11 protein-coding genes are annotated in these 14690 nt (G+C 56.7%); 3 read left to right on the forward strand and 8 right to left on the reverse strand.

Features of this window, described 5'->3' with window-relative positions; all coding sequences use genetic code 11:
- Nucleotides 1–155: 155 nt before the first annotated feature.
- Nucleotides 156–2291: a methyl-accepting chemotaxis protein gene (locus tag J7413_RS10895; RefSeq protein ID WP_209098119.1), complete on the forward strand. Its 2136-nt coding sequence runs from the start codon at nucleotides 156–158 to the stop codon at nucleotides 2289–2291.
- Nucleotides 2292–2421: 130 nt separating this feature from the next.
- Here J7413_RS10895 and J7413_RS10900 read toward each other — a convergent pair whose 3' ends face one another.
- Genes J7413_RS10900 through J7413_RS10915 form a run of 4 tightly spaced genes read right to left on the reverse strand, consistent with a single transcriptional unit; the run spans nucleotide 2422 to nucleotide 6720 of the window.
- Nucleotides 2422–3393 (reverse strand): glycosyltransferase, encoded by a 972-nt coding sequence (locus J7413_RS10900; protein WP_209098120.1) that lies wholly within the window; start codon nucleotides 3391–3393, stop codon nucleotides 2422–2424.
- On the reverse strand, nucleotides 3390–4610 hold the full coding sequence (locus J7413_RS10905) for a glycosyltransferase family 4 protein (protein WP_209098121.1): 1221 nt from the start codon (nucleotides 4608–4610) through the stop codon (nucleotides 3390–3392). The genes J7413_RS10900 and J7413_RS10905 overlap by 4 nt, the downstream gene beginning before the upstream one ends.
- Before the next feature lie 8 nt (nucleotides 4611–4618).
- A complete protein-coding gene (locus tag J7413_RS10910) occupies nucleotides 4619–5593 on the reverse strand; it encodes an NAD(P)-dependent oxidoreductase (protein ID WP_209098122.1) in 975 nt (324 codons plus the stop codon).
- On the reverse strand, nucleotides 5593–6720 hold the full coding sequence (locus tag J7413_RS10915; protein WP_209098486.1) for a Gfo/Idh/MocA family oxidoreductase: 1128 nt from the start codon (nucleotides 6718–6720) through the stop codon (nucleotides 5593–5595). The genes J7413_RS10910 and J7413_RS10915 overlap by 1 nt, the downstream gene beginning before the upstream one ends.
- A gap of 196 nt (nucleotides 6721–6916) precedes the next feature.
- Here J7413_RS10915 and J7413_RS10920 point away from each other — a divergent pair, with 196 nt between their 5' ends.
- Nucleotides 6917–7684, forward strand: coding sequence for a WecB/TagA/CpsF family glycosyltransferase (locus tag J7413_RS10920; protein ID WP_209098123.1), 768 nt, complete (start codon nucleotides 6917–6919; stop codon nucleotides 7682–7684).
- An 86-nt stretch (nucleotides 7685–7770) separates the two neighbouring features.
- On the opposite strand, the gene J7413_RS10925 is transcribed toward J7413_RS10920, so the two are convergent.
- On the reverse strand, nucleotides 7771–9843 hold the full coding sequence (locus J7413_RS10925; protein ID WP_209098124.1) for an acyltransferase family protein: 2073 nt from the start codon (nucleotides 9841–9843) through the stop codon (nucleotides 7771–7773).
- A 165-nt stretch (nucleotides 9844–10008) separates the two neighbouring features.
- Here J7413_RS10925 and J7413_RS10930 point away from each other — a divergent pair, with 165 nt between their 5' ends.
- A complete protein-coding gene (locus J7413_RS10930; protein WP_209098125.1) occupies nucleotides 10009–10548 on the forward strand; it encodes a serine acetyltransferase in 540 nt (179 codons plus the stop codon).
- Here the strand turns inward: J7413_RS10930 and J7413_RS10935 are convergent.
- The 3 genes from J7413_RS10935 to J7413_RS10945 form a co-directional block, all read right to left on the reverse strand.
- On the reverse strand, nucleotides 10543–12021 hold the full coding sequence (locus J7413_RS10935) for a hypothetical protein (RefSeq protein ID WP_209098126.1): 1479 nt from the start codon (nucleotides 12019–12021) through the stop codon (nucleotides 10543–10545). The two genes, J7413_RS10930 and J7413_RS10935, sit on opposite strands and share 6 nt — an antisense overlap.
- Nucleotides 12022–12224: 203 nt before the next feature.
- Nucleotides 12225–12890: a sugar transferase gene (locus J7413_RS10940; RefSeq protein WP_209098127.1), complete on the reverse strand. Its 666-nt coding sequence runs from the start codon at nucleotides 12888–12890 to the stop codon at nucleotides 12225–12227.
- A 472-nt stretch (nucleotides 12891–13362) separates the two neighbouring features.
- Nucleotides 13363–14643, reverse strand: a complete 1281-nt coding sequence (locus J7413_RS10945; protein ID WP_209098128.1) for a Wzz/FepE/Etk N-terminal domain-containing protein — start codon at nucleotides 14641–14643, stop codon at nucleotides 13363–13365.
- Between the last annotated feature and the right edge of the window lie 47 nt (nucleotides 14644–14690).

Below are 14690 nucleotides of genomic sequence, written 5' to 3' on the forward strand. Positions count from 1 at the left end.
CTGATTGAAATTTTTAGATCTGCAACTCTTGGGGAATTTTGCCTTAAGTACCTCTCCAATAAGGAGATTTTCAGCCTGACGTTAAGGAAATCGCAGCTTCTGGGAAGTCAATGTCCAGCACTTACTAAGACTACCCAATCGCTGAGGACCCCGCGATGAAACTAAGACTCGTCATGCTTTTGGTAATTGGCCCGCTATTTGCGTACGCCGGTTACCTCAAATTTCAAGATATCGCCCACCAACGTGCCGTACTTGCAAAGGCGCATGACATCACTGTTGTAACACACGAAGGCGTCTTGATTGACGATCTGGTGCATGAGTTGCAGAAAGAGCGCGGGTTTTCTGCCGGTTTCATCGCATCGCGCGGACGCGCCTTTAAGGATGAACTGGCGTCGCAGCGACGGCACACAACACAGGCTCTCTCGGCGCTAACGCAAGAGCTGGAAATACTGCAGATCTTGATGCCTGAGGCCATGGCTGACGCCAACAGTCGCCTCTCGCAATTGCAGGATATGCGTGCCACTGTCGATGGCGTACCCGCGTCCGTCAAAGAGATGAAAGCCTACTACACAGGCGTCATAAATCTTCTGATCGAACTGGCTCGGCCCATTGTTGCGGACACCAAAGACGGGCGACTTCAGGTTGTGCTGCATGCGCGTGCGCTTATCGGATCCGCCAAAGAAAGCGCCAGTCAGGAGCGCGCGATGGGCGTAACCGGATTGAGCGGTGGTTTCACGCAGCCTGTCCAAACGCGTTTTGTGGCGCTTGGCGGCGCACAGATGGCATTGCTTCATGAAACGGCTGGGGATTTGCACGCCGCGAGTTGGGAAAAGTCGATTATGCAGAGCCCAGAGTACAAAGCTCTGTACGCAGCGCGCAACCAAATCATTGCTGGCTTTGGCTCTCCGCGGGCGACCCCCATTGCAACTGAGCAGTGGTTCCAGATTTCTTCTAACTGGATTGATTTATTGCGTGCAAAAGAAGTGGAATTTGTCACTGAAGTCGAAGCGCTCACAGCCCAGATTGAGGCAGAAGCGCAGGACACGCTGCGCAATCTGATTTGGATCGGAGCTTTGGTGACAATTGCGGTTCTGGCCTTTGCCGCGCTGTCTTTTGAAAAAGTAATCGCGCGTATCAAATACCTGATTTCGGTGATCCAGGCCTTTGACAAAGGCAACTATGAGATCGAGATCACTGGCACCACTGGGCGCGATGAATTGAGCGAGATGGCCCGTGCATTTGATCTGTTCAAGCAGGACACGCTAAAAATGCAGGCCGCAACAGCCAAACTCCAGGCAGAGCAAGAGCGCTTGAAAGTTCAGCAAGACAAAGTTGTGGCCGAGATTTCGGCCGGACTTGAGTGTCTTGCAGAAGGAAATCTGACCTACCAATTCTGCGGGGAGTTCCCAGAAGAATATGAGACGCTGCGCGAAGATTTCGATGGCGCTATGGCCAAACTCAATGAAACGCTCTCCAGCGTCGTGGACAACACCTCCAGCATTCGTCTGGCGGCCACACAGATCACGGATGCGTCCATTGAACTCTCGCGTCGCAGCGAAAGCCAAGCCGCCACGCTGGAAGAGACCTCCGCAGCCCTGGAAGAGCTGACATCCAGTGTTCAGGCCGCAGCAGAGGGTGCGCGCGGGGTGCAGGACACAACCGTTCGCGCGCGCACAGAGGCAACGGAAAGCGGTGCCGTGGTCAAGCAAGCAATTGACGCCATGTCCGAAATTTCCATGTCTTCCAGTCAGATTGCCCAGAACATCGGTGTGATTGACGACATCGCGTTTCAGACAAATCTTCTGGCCCTGAACGCTGGGGTTGAGGCTGCACGTGCGGGCGAGGCTGGCAGCGGGTTTGCGGTGGTTGCCTCCGAAGTGCGGGCGCTTGCGCAAAAATCGTCTGAGGCGGCGACAGAAATCAAATCATTGATCAGCGAAAGTGCAGGCCACGTAGGCAATGGCGTTGAGCTGGTAAATCGCACGGGCACTGCGCTGGACAGCATCGTGGATCGCGTGGGGCACATCTCAGAGCTGGTCTCGGAAATGGCTGTTGGCTCCAACGATCAGGCAACGGGCCTGGGCGAACTCAACGCCGGTGTGGCGCAGCTTGATCAGGTGACGCAGCAAAACGCGACGATGGCGCAAAACGCGAATTCCACATGCCACACACTCAAGGAGGAAGCAGATGAGCTGGAGCAGCTCGTAGGCCAATTCAAACTCTTTGATCGGGCATCCTCTTCTGCTGAAGGCGAGGAAAGCGCGCCACACGCAGTCGCTATGGTTGCTTAAAGCCGTTTGCGTTTTATGTGAGACAATCGGATCGCCTCTCGCGTTCGACTGAATGGGAGAGGCCGCGAGAAAGCGATCCAGTTGCACACGCAAGTTGCGATGGGACTACACCCTAACCCACAGGGCGGCGTCACTTATATTCAATGATGCGCATGTTGCGTTTCATCAGGCGCCGCCAGTGAAACATAAAGATTCCCAATGTGTTGGGGATCTTTGACAGTGTAATCAGCCGTGAATGTCGCCAAGCTTCCCAATACGGCAACCCAGCGGAGACGAGGCCGTTTTTCGTGCGAATATAACTGGCAGTGTAAAGGGCAAGCACCAGAACAAAGGCCCAACGATTGGCTGCCAGTCCCCACACAGCCATCATTGGCATGAGCGCGCCATAAACCAGTGCCCGCGCCTGTTCGCGCAAAGCATAAGGCGGGTGCATCCAGCCCACCTGCGCATAAGCGTGGCCACCGCGCACCGCGCGTTGCCACCATTGTGAAAACGTCAGCATTGCAGCATCGTGGCGCGTCATTTCTTCTGGCAGTCGGCGCAATTTCCAGCCCGCCTTACCAAGTCTAAGACAGAACTCTTCGTCCTCGCCGGCGATCACTGTGGGATCAAAGCCCCCCGCCTGTTCAAAGGCTGCGCTGCGCACCAGCATGTCGCCGCCGCAGACCGTGATCTCGCCCGCAGGCCGGTGCCATTCAAAGTCACATAATGCGTTGTAAACGCTGCGCTCTGGGTAAAGTTCAGCCCGCCATCCTGTGACCAGTCCGAGCGTGTCGTCGGCCTTTAACGCAGCTTCGCCAGCAGAAATCCAACCGGGGGCAACCATGCAATCCCCATCTACAAATTGCACAAACTCAGGCAAATCTTCGGTTTCGGCCAATGCATCAAAACCAGCCTGTCGCGCGCGCGCTGCGGTAAATGGTAAGCTGTCATCAAGCTCCACAACCAATGCACCAGCGGCGCGTGCTTCGGCGACAGAGGCGTCCGTGCTGCCGCTATCGACATAGACGATCTCGACGCCTTGTGTGGTCAGAGACGTCAAACAGGCCACCAAACGCGCGCCCTCATTGCGCCCGATGACAATTGCAGTGGTCGCGCTCATTTCAGCCCGTCCCGAAGCAGCGCACCCAGGCGCGCGGCCTCTTTATGGATGTCAAATGCCGCTTCCACTTTGGCCCGCCCCGCAATCCCCATGGATCGGGCGCGCTCAGGATCGCTCAGGATCTCATCAATTGCCGTGGCTAAGGCGCTCACATCTCCCGGAGGCACAAGCAATCCGGACACGCCGTCGCTCACCAGTTCCGGGATCCCGGCAATATGCGTGGCCACCACAGGACGCTGCGCGGCCATCGCTTCCATCAACACCACGGGCACGCCCTCCGCAAAGCTGGGCAGCACCAGCATATCTGCCTCTGCCAGAGCCTCCGCCACCTCGGATTGGGACTTATAGCCGACAAAGGAGACATGTTGTGATAGCCCCGCAGATGAGACTTGTGATTGTAGCGCTTTCCGTCCGGGGCCGTCACCAATCACATTGAGATGCACATCAGGATGCGTTTGCACAAGCTGCTCAAGGCTGCGCAGCAAAATCGGCAATCCTTTGACCGGTGCCAGTCGCCCGACAAACAGCAGCTGCTTTCCCGATGCGCCGCCGCCGGGTGCATAGCGCTCAGGATCTACGCCACAGTGAATGATGTGCAGTTTGTTCCAGTGCTTTGGATTGCTGAAAGCCATGGCTTGGGAGCGACAAAACTGGCTGATGCAGGCAACAAATCGTGCGCGCGCGATTTTTGCGCCCAGCCGCCAGTGGTCTGGTGCAAAGAAAATGTCCGGCCCATGGAGCGTGAAACTGAAGGGAATCCCCGACAGCTCTGATGTCAGCATCGCCACAGAACAGGACGATTTTGCAATGTGATTATGCAAATGCCGTACACCGCGTTTGCGTAGATGCGTGGCCAGCACCGCCGCCTCCAGAAAGTAAAACAGCTGATAGATCTGGTTGCGCAGGCCGGGCGGTGCGGTTCTGATCGCCAACAGAACGGTGCGCAGAAATCGGGTTGGGCTGTGAAATAGGGCGCCAAAAACAGCAGAGATCAGCGCGATTGGTGATTTTGCAGCGGACAGAACATAAAACGTTCTCTCAGCTTCGGCCCTTTGCTCTTCCCCAACAAGGTGCGCTTTGCCCGTGCGCCGCACCGAGCAGGTCTCCACTGGTTGCCCCTGCGCACGCAGCGCGGCCACCTCACGTTGAATAAACGTATCGGTTGCACGTGGGTATTCTCCGGTCAGATAGGCGATGGGGGCGGCTTGCGATGTCACGGCTGATGTCACGGTGTCTCGGTTTGATCTATTTGGCGCGCGAGATCTGCGGCCATGGCGGTTTCAAATGACACGCTTTTGGGTGCCCCAAGCACTTTGTGCATCCGGGCGTTGTCATATGTCAAAGGGCGATGGCGTGTTTCCAACACGGCACGGCGCAGAAGGCCGGGCATTTTTTCAGAATTTGGCGAGAGTGTCGCAATCCCTCGCCAGAGCCACAGTGGCGTGCGCACCACGCGTTTCGGCCACCCACCAGCTTTGAGCGCCCGTATAAATCGGGGTCGGTCGGGCAGATCATCATCGACTACGTTGATTTTTCCAATGCCTGCACGATATTGGACCGCCCGAAGCAACATGGCAGCGGCGCGCTCGACGCGACAAAGCGGCACGACCCCGCCGCCATCAATCATTACCAATAAGGTTCCGAAGGCTGGCCCCACATGCGCGTTAAACGCACATCCCGGTCCCCAGACCGCGCCCAGTCTAAGTATGCTCACCGCTACCCCATGCGTTTTTGCGGCGTCTTCAAACATATCTTCCTGGGCTTGCTTTGCCTTGGCATAGGGAGTGCGCCCCTGCGTGCCCAACGGACAGGCTTCTGTCAGAGCTCCATGATCTGGCAGGGTGCGCACATCATAAACGTCTAAAGAGCCTGCAAGCACCAGATGTGGCACTTCGGCAGAGACACTGGCCGCTATCACATGCGCACTCACCTGCAAGGTGTCGCGCCGCTGATCTCCAGACAGCGTCGCAGCGCAGTGGATCAGCGCATCAACCCCAATGAGGGCCTTTGCCAGAGTGTCGGTTTGTGTCGCCAAATCCAATGCGATCAAGGTGATGTTGCGGTCTGCGCGCCAAGAGGGCGGTGCGCTTTCCAAGCGCCGGACAAAGGCAATGACATGCATGTTTTGCCTGCGTGCTTGCGCCACACAATGGCGCCCAATGAACCCGGCAGCGCCGGTGATCGCCACATACGCCATCATCAAACCGCCCAGGGCATGGGCGCAACAGGATCACAGCGCGTCGTCATTTCCTGAATGCCGTTCTCCGCCCCAGAAGCCTGTATCGCCAGCGTCACCTCGTTCAAATGCAGGGCAAAATCCGCTGACAGGCGGCACTCCCTTCCTTCGGCCAGCGCATCCAGCATTTCTGCGGGCCCCAGCGCAAAATTCATGGCCGCGGCGCCCCAGCGCGGCACTTTGGGATGTGTCGCCCCACTGGGGCGCAGACGCTTGCCGATCGGATGTTCCATCAACCGCCGCCGCATCACAAACCGTTTGTGAAAGCGCACAGCGGCCTCATTGTCCCAGGCGCGTTTAACCGCCAGCACGCCCTTTTCACCAAACACCTGAATGCTGTGATTGTGGCGCGCAACAATGGAACAGGTCAGCCGTGCCACGACGCCATTCTCAAAAAACAGTGTCGCGGTTGAAAAATCTGGCGTGCCCGGCACCCCTTTGTCAGGCAGGCACTCCGCCGACGCTGCGACAACCCGGCGGACCGTGCCAAACATGGCAATCAGCCATGTTAGGTAATACCCTGCATGTTCCAACGTGCAGCCCACCGAAAACTCATCAGTCGCAGGCCATGGCGCGCCGCTGTCGCTCTTCCAGTCCGCATAGGGCGCTTGGGGTATGAAGCCATCATCAAGTTCGGCATAGATCAGGCGCACCGCGCCAGCCACATCCTCACGTATGGCCTTTGCCAGTGTTTGCGCCGCTTGCCCCAGGAAAGAGCAGGGCGCAGAGGCCAGCAGCAAACCGTTGCACGCGGCCAAGTCATGCAACGTGATAGCGTCCGCCATCTCCATGGCCAGAGGTTTTTCCGAATATACGTGATGCCCGGCCCTCAGGCATGTCTCTGTAATCTCAAAATGCGCGGTCGGATTGGTCAGGTTGAGCACCAAAGAGCCTTTGGGCAAATTGCCGAGAAACCGATCCAGACTCTCCGCTGTGTGGAGGTTCCAATGCTGGGCAAAAGCCTTCAGCCGTGCGGGATCATGGTCGTACACCTGTGTCACCGCGATATCGGGATGGGCGGCAAACGAACGCATATAGAGATCGGCGACAAAACCACATCCAATAATGGAAACACTGCGCCTGTTCGTCATCACCATCGCGAAACTGTCCCTGTAAACTCTTCAAACAGATTATAGGGTTATGGGCATCTTTGGCAGACATCAGTGGGGCCGCTTTCTCCAGATGTGGCGCAATTGAACCACTTGGCGCATATTCAACCCTGCGATTGTGACAGTCGATTTTTCTTGGTGCTAAGCTGTGCCCCATCCAAGGTCCAAGGGTCATTTTTTGCAGTTTTCCACGCGCACCCAGCCGATAAACGTGAACATCGCATCGCGCACCGCGCTGCGCGCCGCGGTGCGTGGGCGTTTTGCCTCTGGCGAAGGCTTTGCTCTGGCAACGGTCAATCTGGATCATCTGGTTAAGCTACAGAAAGATGTGGCCTTTTGTGAGGCTTATCTGGCGCAGGATTTTGTCGTCGCCGATGGCAATCCGATTGTTTGGCTGTCCCGTCTTGCGGGCAAAGAGGTGGCGCTCCTGCCCGGTGCAGATCTTGTACGGCCGCTTATGCAATGGGCGGCAGACGATCAGGTGCCAGTGGCTTTGATCGGGGGGACAGATCGCGCGCTTACGGCTGCTGCGCATGCGCTCAGAGCAGAGGTGCCGCAGGTGGATATCGTGGCCACGATTGCCCCGCCCATGGGCTTTGATCCTGACAGTGCCGCCGCAGAGATTGTGTTGCAGCAAGCCGCCGACGCTGGCGCGCGGATGGTGTTTTTGGCGTTGGGGGCCCCAAAACAGGAACGTCTCGCTGCGCGCGGGCGCCAGCTTGTCCCGCACATGTGTTTTGCCAGCATCGGCGCGGGATTGGATTTCTGGGCTGGCACGCAGAGACGCGCGCCGCTTTGGGTGCGTAAGTTGGCGTTGGAATGGCTGTGGCGCCTGCTCTCCAATCCGGCCAGATTGCTCACGCGGTATCTGCGGTGTCTGACCCTCTTGCCCGTTCTGGTTCTTGCCGCACTCAAACAGCGCAACACCTCCGGAAAACCGCAGTGAGGCGCTTTCGCCGCGCATTTGGCGGCACCACATAGCCTGTGTGCAGATAACGTTGCACGGCCCACAGGGGCGGTCTACTGCGGGTCTTACTGGGGATGTCGCGTCATAACCGGGTAAAAAACCGCCCGCATGCGCTCAGCCGCTGCATTGGTCACCAGATTGTTGTCAAAGAACTGTCCGACCCCTGCCTGAACCGCATCACAGAGGAACGGATCACAAAACCATTGCCAGGTATCGATGATCTGTGCACCGCTTTTTTGTAGGGCAGCCTGCGCACCGGCCGCCCGCTGATTGGCATCCGTCACACTGATCTGTCCAATGCGATGTGCCAATTGAGGCGGCAATCTGCCATGCACCAAGGCCCGCGCAACATCGGGGGCGTGATAATGCTCAAACTCGGGTGGTTGCCGCAGCACAAATACGTCGCGGTCCAACACGGCGATTTCATTCACCGTCGCGGCGAGCGCTGTGGCCAACAGTCTGTCTTGCGTCATTGGGCCAAAGGTCGGGCTGCTCAGGCGGATTTTTTTGTGGGCATCGTGACCGATCCCTGCGCCGTCTGCGTAATAGGACCATCGCCCGATCAATAGAACGTCACGCAGATAGGGCAGGGATTGCAACGCGGTTTTGATGTGTTGGTTTGCCTCTGCGCAGGCCACATCATTTGCCTGCGATGTGGTCCGCTCTGACTTGCGGATATCAAACACCGGCGCGCAACCCTCACGCCATATCACCAGCCCACTGCGTTGCGTTTCCTGCGCAGCTTGATCCAAACCGGCCAAATAAGCCCGCGCGTGCTCGTCTCCCCAGATGATCAGGGTGTGTTCGCGGGTTTGCGGACCTATGGGGCAGACCTTCAACCCTTTGAAAGCTCCGATGTCGGCTGTGTGGCACCGTGAAAGATCCTGCGCGACGTCGCTGGAGGCCGCGATGTGCAAGCGCGCCTGCGCATCAAAGCGCTGGGGCAGACCGTCGGTGCGATAAATCCCAAAGGAAAAGCTCACCGCCAGTGCAGAGGCGGCCACCATGGCACTGAGCAACGACCAATTCGCCAACTGGGTGGTGTTGCGCACAGGCTCTTCGATCAGCCGCCAGGACAGTGTGGCCAATACAAAGGAAATGGCCATCCAAAGCGCGGTTTCTGCTGGTCCAGCATAGCTTTGCTGCAAATAGGTGGTGAGTGCATAAACCGGCCAATGCCACAGATAAAGCGAGTATGAAATCAGGCCAATCAACACCGGCACCCGCATGGAGAGCACGTGATTGACCCAGTTCTTTTGGTGCCCATTTGCGATCACCAAAAGCGTGCCGAGCACCGGCAACACCACTTGCCACCCCGGAAAGGTTTCGCTCGCCTGCATAAAGCAGATTGAGACCAACAAAAGGCTCATACCGACCCAGCTGAGCGCCTGATGCGCACGCAGGATGTCTGGGCGCTCAATGCGCAGGATGGCCAGGCCAACCCCTGCAAGCAGTTCCCAGGCGCGGAAAGGAAACAGGTAAAACGCTGCGGCCTGCGCTTGTGGCACAACCAACAGACTACCCAGCAGGGAAACGGCAAAACAGGCGGCCAGCGTGATACAGATGGCGCGCGCACTGCGTGCAAAAACCAGAAAGATCAGTGGCAGGAAAACATAAAACTGCTCTTCCACAGAGAGCGACCATGTATGCAGCATGATCTGCTCTTCTGCGGCGCCATCGAAAGGTTCGGATTGCCCATAAAACAGCACATTTGACAGAAAGACCGTCGCGGCCATTATCCCCTTTGCCGTGTTGTGAAAGTCGTTTGGCAGCAAAATCCAGGAGCCGACTACCAAAACGGCAAAGATCATAGCAAAATAGGCGGGGGCAAGCCGTCGTATCCTGCGCATCAAAAACGATCCCAACGCGACACGCCCGGTGTGCTGATGTTCACGCCACAACATGCCGCCGATCAAGAAACCTGAAATCACAAAGAAGATGTCGACACCGACAAAACCGCCGCCAAAGCCGGGCACTCCAAAGTGATGAAACATCACCGCCAAAATCGCGATGGCACGCAGCCCGTCAATCTCTTTGCGATGATCGGGCTCTCCAAACACAGCTGCTGTTTGCGTGCTGGACGCGATTCTTGCGCTGTCTGTTTGATCCGAAAACTCTTGTTTATAAGCACGAGGCATGCGCGCGCAGTTCCTTACTTCAGTAGAGTTGGCGCACAGAAATCGTCTGTGTGCCCTTTGGGCGGGGGTCGCCGAGCTCTAGAGTAACATTGCTTTATTAAAGAGGTTTTGCGACAAAACGCTCAATTGCGCGCGCGTGCGTATTACTGTCGGGAGGAGACCGTATTGCAAGACAATACTCATGTTTCAGCAACGGTGCCTGACTGGAGCCGGGAGCGTATTTCACAGTTCTGGGATCCGGCTCCCAAACTCCTGCGCACCATTCGTCGCTATCAGTCCGCACGTGCCAAAGGGGGCAGCTGGCCGCGTTTGGTGTCTCGCTACTGGGTGCTTGTGCATCGGTTCTGGTCCGTGATCGCGCAATCTGAACTTCATTTGAACACACAGATAGAGGGGGGGCTGTGTCTTCCCCATCCCAACGGCATTATTGTGCATTCGGATGCCAAAATTGGTCCCAATTGTATGCTGATGCATCAGGTCACCTTAGCGGGCGCTGTTGTGCTTGAGGGGCATGTCGATATTGGCGCAGGGGCAAAGCTCATTGGCCCTCTGGTTGTCGGCAAAGATGCTGAAATCGGGGCCAATGCGGTCGTCACCCGCGATGTGCCAGCTGGGGCGGTCATGGGCGGTGTGCCCGCCCGTATTCTCAAGATGAAGCCGGGGTATCAGCCTGCGGATCAGGATGTATCGCAGGCCAGTTCATAAAATTGTGCGCGGCGCGTCTGCTTCTGTCTCAGTTGCCGGACTGGTGTCAGGTGCGGTTTGATGCTCTGGATGCCGGCGCTGCTGGGCCAGTCGCTCGGCATATCCAAACAGCGTCCCAGCGATCAGCCAGGTGATCGGGGTCAGCGTTGCATTTGGCAACAGATCGATCATGTTAAAGCCAAGCATCACCGCAAGTGGCCCGACAAAGGGGGACAGCGCCTCACTCTGATGTGGCGTTGCGCGGCGCCTGCGCGCACCACTGGCAGGGGATGCGGGCTCCACATGGCGCATCTCGCGAAAAATCAGCCAAATTGGCAGCGCGATCAACCCGAATTGAGCGATATACCCCACCCATCCCCAGACACCAATCACGATGATCCAATACCCATCAGACACCGTGGTGATTTCACCTGTGGTGCTGTCATGAATGTGATTGCGGCCCCAAATGCCCCATCCAAACAGAGGCTTGGCCATCGCCCTCTCAAACAGAATGTCCTCGTTTACGATGCGAAAGCTGAGCGATTGGGCGCGCTCCGCACTGAGCGTCTCTGCCTGTGCGACAATCGCGTCACTGGGCACAACATCCGCAGACTTCAAAACCGGGTAGGCAAGCAAGATCGCAGCCAGTCCCATCGCCAGTCGCACCTGCGTTCTTTGACGCAACATCAGGATCGCCCCCGCCGCCAAAGATGCATAAACCAGTGTCGCAAGTGTCTTGCACAGGACCAGCACAATGGCGAGATACAGCGCCGCGATCAGAAACTTGGATGCGGAACGCCCATTGGCAGCTTTCCAAACCGTCAGGGCCGCCAACAACGCCGTCAGCACAAAATAGGCCAGCCATATACCGTGGTAGAGAAACACCATAGGGCGATACCCACCACCGCGGATCGTCTGCGAAAACAAATGCTGGAAATAGCCATACACCCAGTTGTTGAGCTGTGGGCTCAATCGGACTTCGAGCAGGATCGGCACAGAGTAGGCCAAGGCCGCGAGCACGAGCGCCACCAGAACATCGCGTTGATCGTCTGGCGTTTGCAGCAGGGCCCGCGCAAGCAGGAATCCCAACACCAGAATTAAGTTGTTGATCGGCTGTGCCACAGCGTCTTGCAGGTAGAGGCCGCGAATATAGCTTTGGGTGAAAACCAATGGCTCGCCATTGCCCATAACAGTGGCGACCGGGCTCAGCACAAACACCGCGAGCAAAAGGCGCGCAATCTTGTTCTCTGGCAGGAGTTTGGGCCGCTGCGGCAAGACCAAAAACGCGACCACCACAATCGCAAGATTGGTCAGGCTGGTTTTGTCCAGCGCAGGCATCAGGGGAAAGTCAAACACAGCAGGCGGCGGAGGCAAAAGCAGATAGGCCCCCAGCAGCGACCAAATCAGCGCGCGTCCTGGTGGCAGCGCAACAAAAAGGCGCCAAATAACAATGGGCCACAGCATCAGCATCAATGTGGCGAATGCATTTGGCATGCTGCGGCGTGTCCTTCTTTTGCGCCCGCCAACGGACTGCGCGGCCAGCGTGGTTGTGAGGCCAGCCTGTCTTACCCCCTCCCAGTCTAGAGCGGGATGCCCGCGCTGGGAATGGGGTTTTGCCCTCAGAAACTTTGGAAAATGGGTGTGCGACTTACCTGTCTCAACACCGGAATTGCCCCCATGTGAGCAGGGTCAGACGTTCACACACCTGTGCCTTGCGCCACGACAAACACCGTCCGAAAGACAACTTTCAAATCCGTCAAAAACGTGATGCTGCGCGCATATTTGGTGTCATGGTAAGCGCGTTCAGCAAAGCTGCATTCATTGCGCTCTGATGTCTGCCAAAATCCAGTTATCCCGGGGCGCATCAGGTAGTAGGCCGTCCCCGGATAGAGTTTTGTCTGGTCGGTCATCATTGGTCTCGGGCCGACCACCGACATGTCTCCGACAAACACGTTGAAGAACTGGGGCAACTCATCCAGAGATGTCTTGCGAATGAAGCGGCCCAAGCGTGTGATGCGCGGGTCATGTGTCAGCTTTTGCTTTTCGTCCCATTCCGCGCGCGCCGCTGCATCATTTGCCAGATGGGTTTCCAGCATTTGATCTGCATTGGGCACCATCGAGCGCAGCTTGATCATATGGAAACGCTTCCCGTGTTTCCCAACCCGCTCTTGACGATAAAAAGGGGTGCTGCCGTCGCGCGAAATCAAGATTGCCAGAACCAAAACAATCAGCGCTGCTGGCACCGCTGCGATCGCGACAATCGCAAGGTCAAACACGCGTTTCACGCCGCTTTGGTAAATGCTTTGTTGAGTGGCGCTGACGGCAAAGCCGCGCGAAAAGCTCTCGTGCGAAGAATATGCCATGCGTTTTGTCCCTTCACCCTACCTTGGGGGCATCGACAGGCACAAAAAGAGTCTGCATTCAAAGCGCGTGCTTTGAAGGTCGATTGTTTCGATCAATCCGAAAAATTGTCCCAAGCCTTAACGGCGAATTGCAGCGTAGTCCCCAGTTTGTGTCTTTTCGATGCTTCTCCTAAGAAGCGCCCACCCAAGGACAAACTTTAGACACAATTTTCACGAAATCCACCTTAACTTAAGTATAGTTTTGGCGAAAACCCTTGAAATAAAGGTGTTTTTGGAGATTTTGGTCCGAAAAACCCGCGGTTTTGGTTAACGCGAGGCGCGAGTCTGACAGCTTCATTTCGCGAGGAGGAAACGGTTCGCAGCGGTCGAGCGGCATTGTTTCGATAGGCGGGTTAATGCCGACGAAAAATGAGTGCTTTGGGGAGAGGTGATTCGGCTTGGTTGCGTGGCAAGCAGCTGGAATGTGTCCGAATTAAGGCGCGGGCTGCCCCATTTGTAGGATGACAATCGCCAATATGACGAACATCACAAGCAGGGTGCCAAACTTTGCTATGGCGCCCGTGGTGCGCCAGCGCCGCTGAGACGTGGTTTCCAGCGCAGGGATCACGGCAACCGCCCGCAGCCCGAGTTGTTGCTCCAACTGGGCCGCTGTTCGAATTTGCGGGCTGCGCAACTCCAGCGCCACAACCGCCGCCAATGCAACGGCAAGACTCAAGAGCGCGCCCATCGCCAAGGTGCGTTTGCGCGACGGAGCGACAGGGAAGTCCGGCGCGAGCGCCTTTTCCAAAACGGTGAAGCTTTCGGAGTTCTGGCTTGCCTCAAGCATTTGCTGCATTTCAGCGCCTGCTTTTCCAGAGATGATCGCTTGGTACTGGTCTTCAAGTTTGGCCAGCTCCCGTTCGAGTTTGCCAAATTGCTGTTCCAAACGCGGGGTATCAGACAACGCTGCCTCAATTTCCGCAATTTCCAACTGAAACAGCTGGCTTTCTTCGCGCAAGCGTCGCAACCGCTGCGCCCGCACCGAATTGCCGCCAGAAGCCGCACTTTGATTTTCCAGGATTTGTCGCTGTATTTCCAGATCGATCTGTTCAAGATCTTCCAGACGTGTGCGCAGCGCTTCCACGCCACCGGGCAGCAGCACGGCGTGGTCGCGTTTGAAGTCAGCGATCTGCTGCTCCATTTCAACAATGGCGGTGCCGATGCGTTTCTCTTCACCATCAAAGAAACTCAGCGTTTCTGTCACGCGTGCAGTGCGTCGCGCGCGTTCTTGCTCCAGCACGTTGTTGACGAGTTCATTCACGACGTTTGCTGCCAAAACAGGGTCTGACATGCGCGCATAGACCAGCAGCGCGGATGGGCTGATGTCTTGACGCCAGAGAAACTCGGGGTCTATCACCCTGTCCACGCGGGCAGCCTCCCTAAACAAAGCAACACGTTGCAAGTCGCTCAGCGTTGGGTCGTCAAACAGGTCATACTTTTCAATGATCGTCAGCAGGTTGTCGCGCGCCATAACGCGTTGTTCCACAATCTGCAGCTTTTGCAGCATATCGGCGTTCAGCGCGCCGGGGGTGGTGCTTCCCGTCTGAATAGAGGGCTGTTCAATCTGGATGGTGGCCGATGTTTCGTATTCGCTCTCGAGGCTGAGCACATAGGTCAAGGCAATCAGCAGACCAATAGAAAACACCACCGCAAACACAAACGCGCGCCGCCGCAACGCGCTTAGAATTTCGCCAACAGACTGTATCTTGCCCATGACCATCCCCAATGGTGTCTCAGTCGCTACACAATTTTGCGCATGCG

Origin of the sequence: Shimia sp. R10_1, from assembly GCF_017744095.1 — a bacterium.
Lineage (GTDB): Bacteria > Pseudomonadota > Alphaproteobacteria > Rhodobacterales > Rhodobacteraceae > Shimia.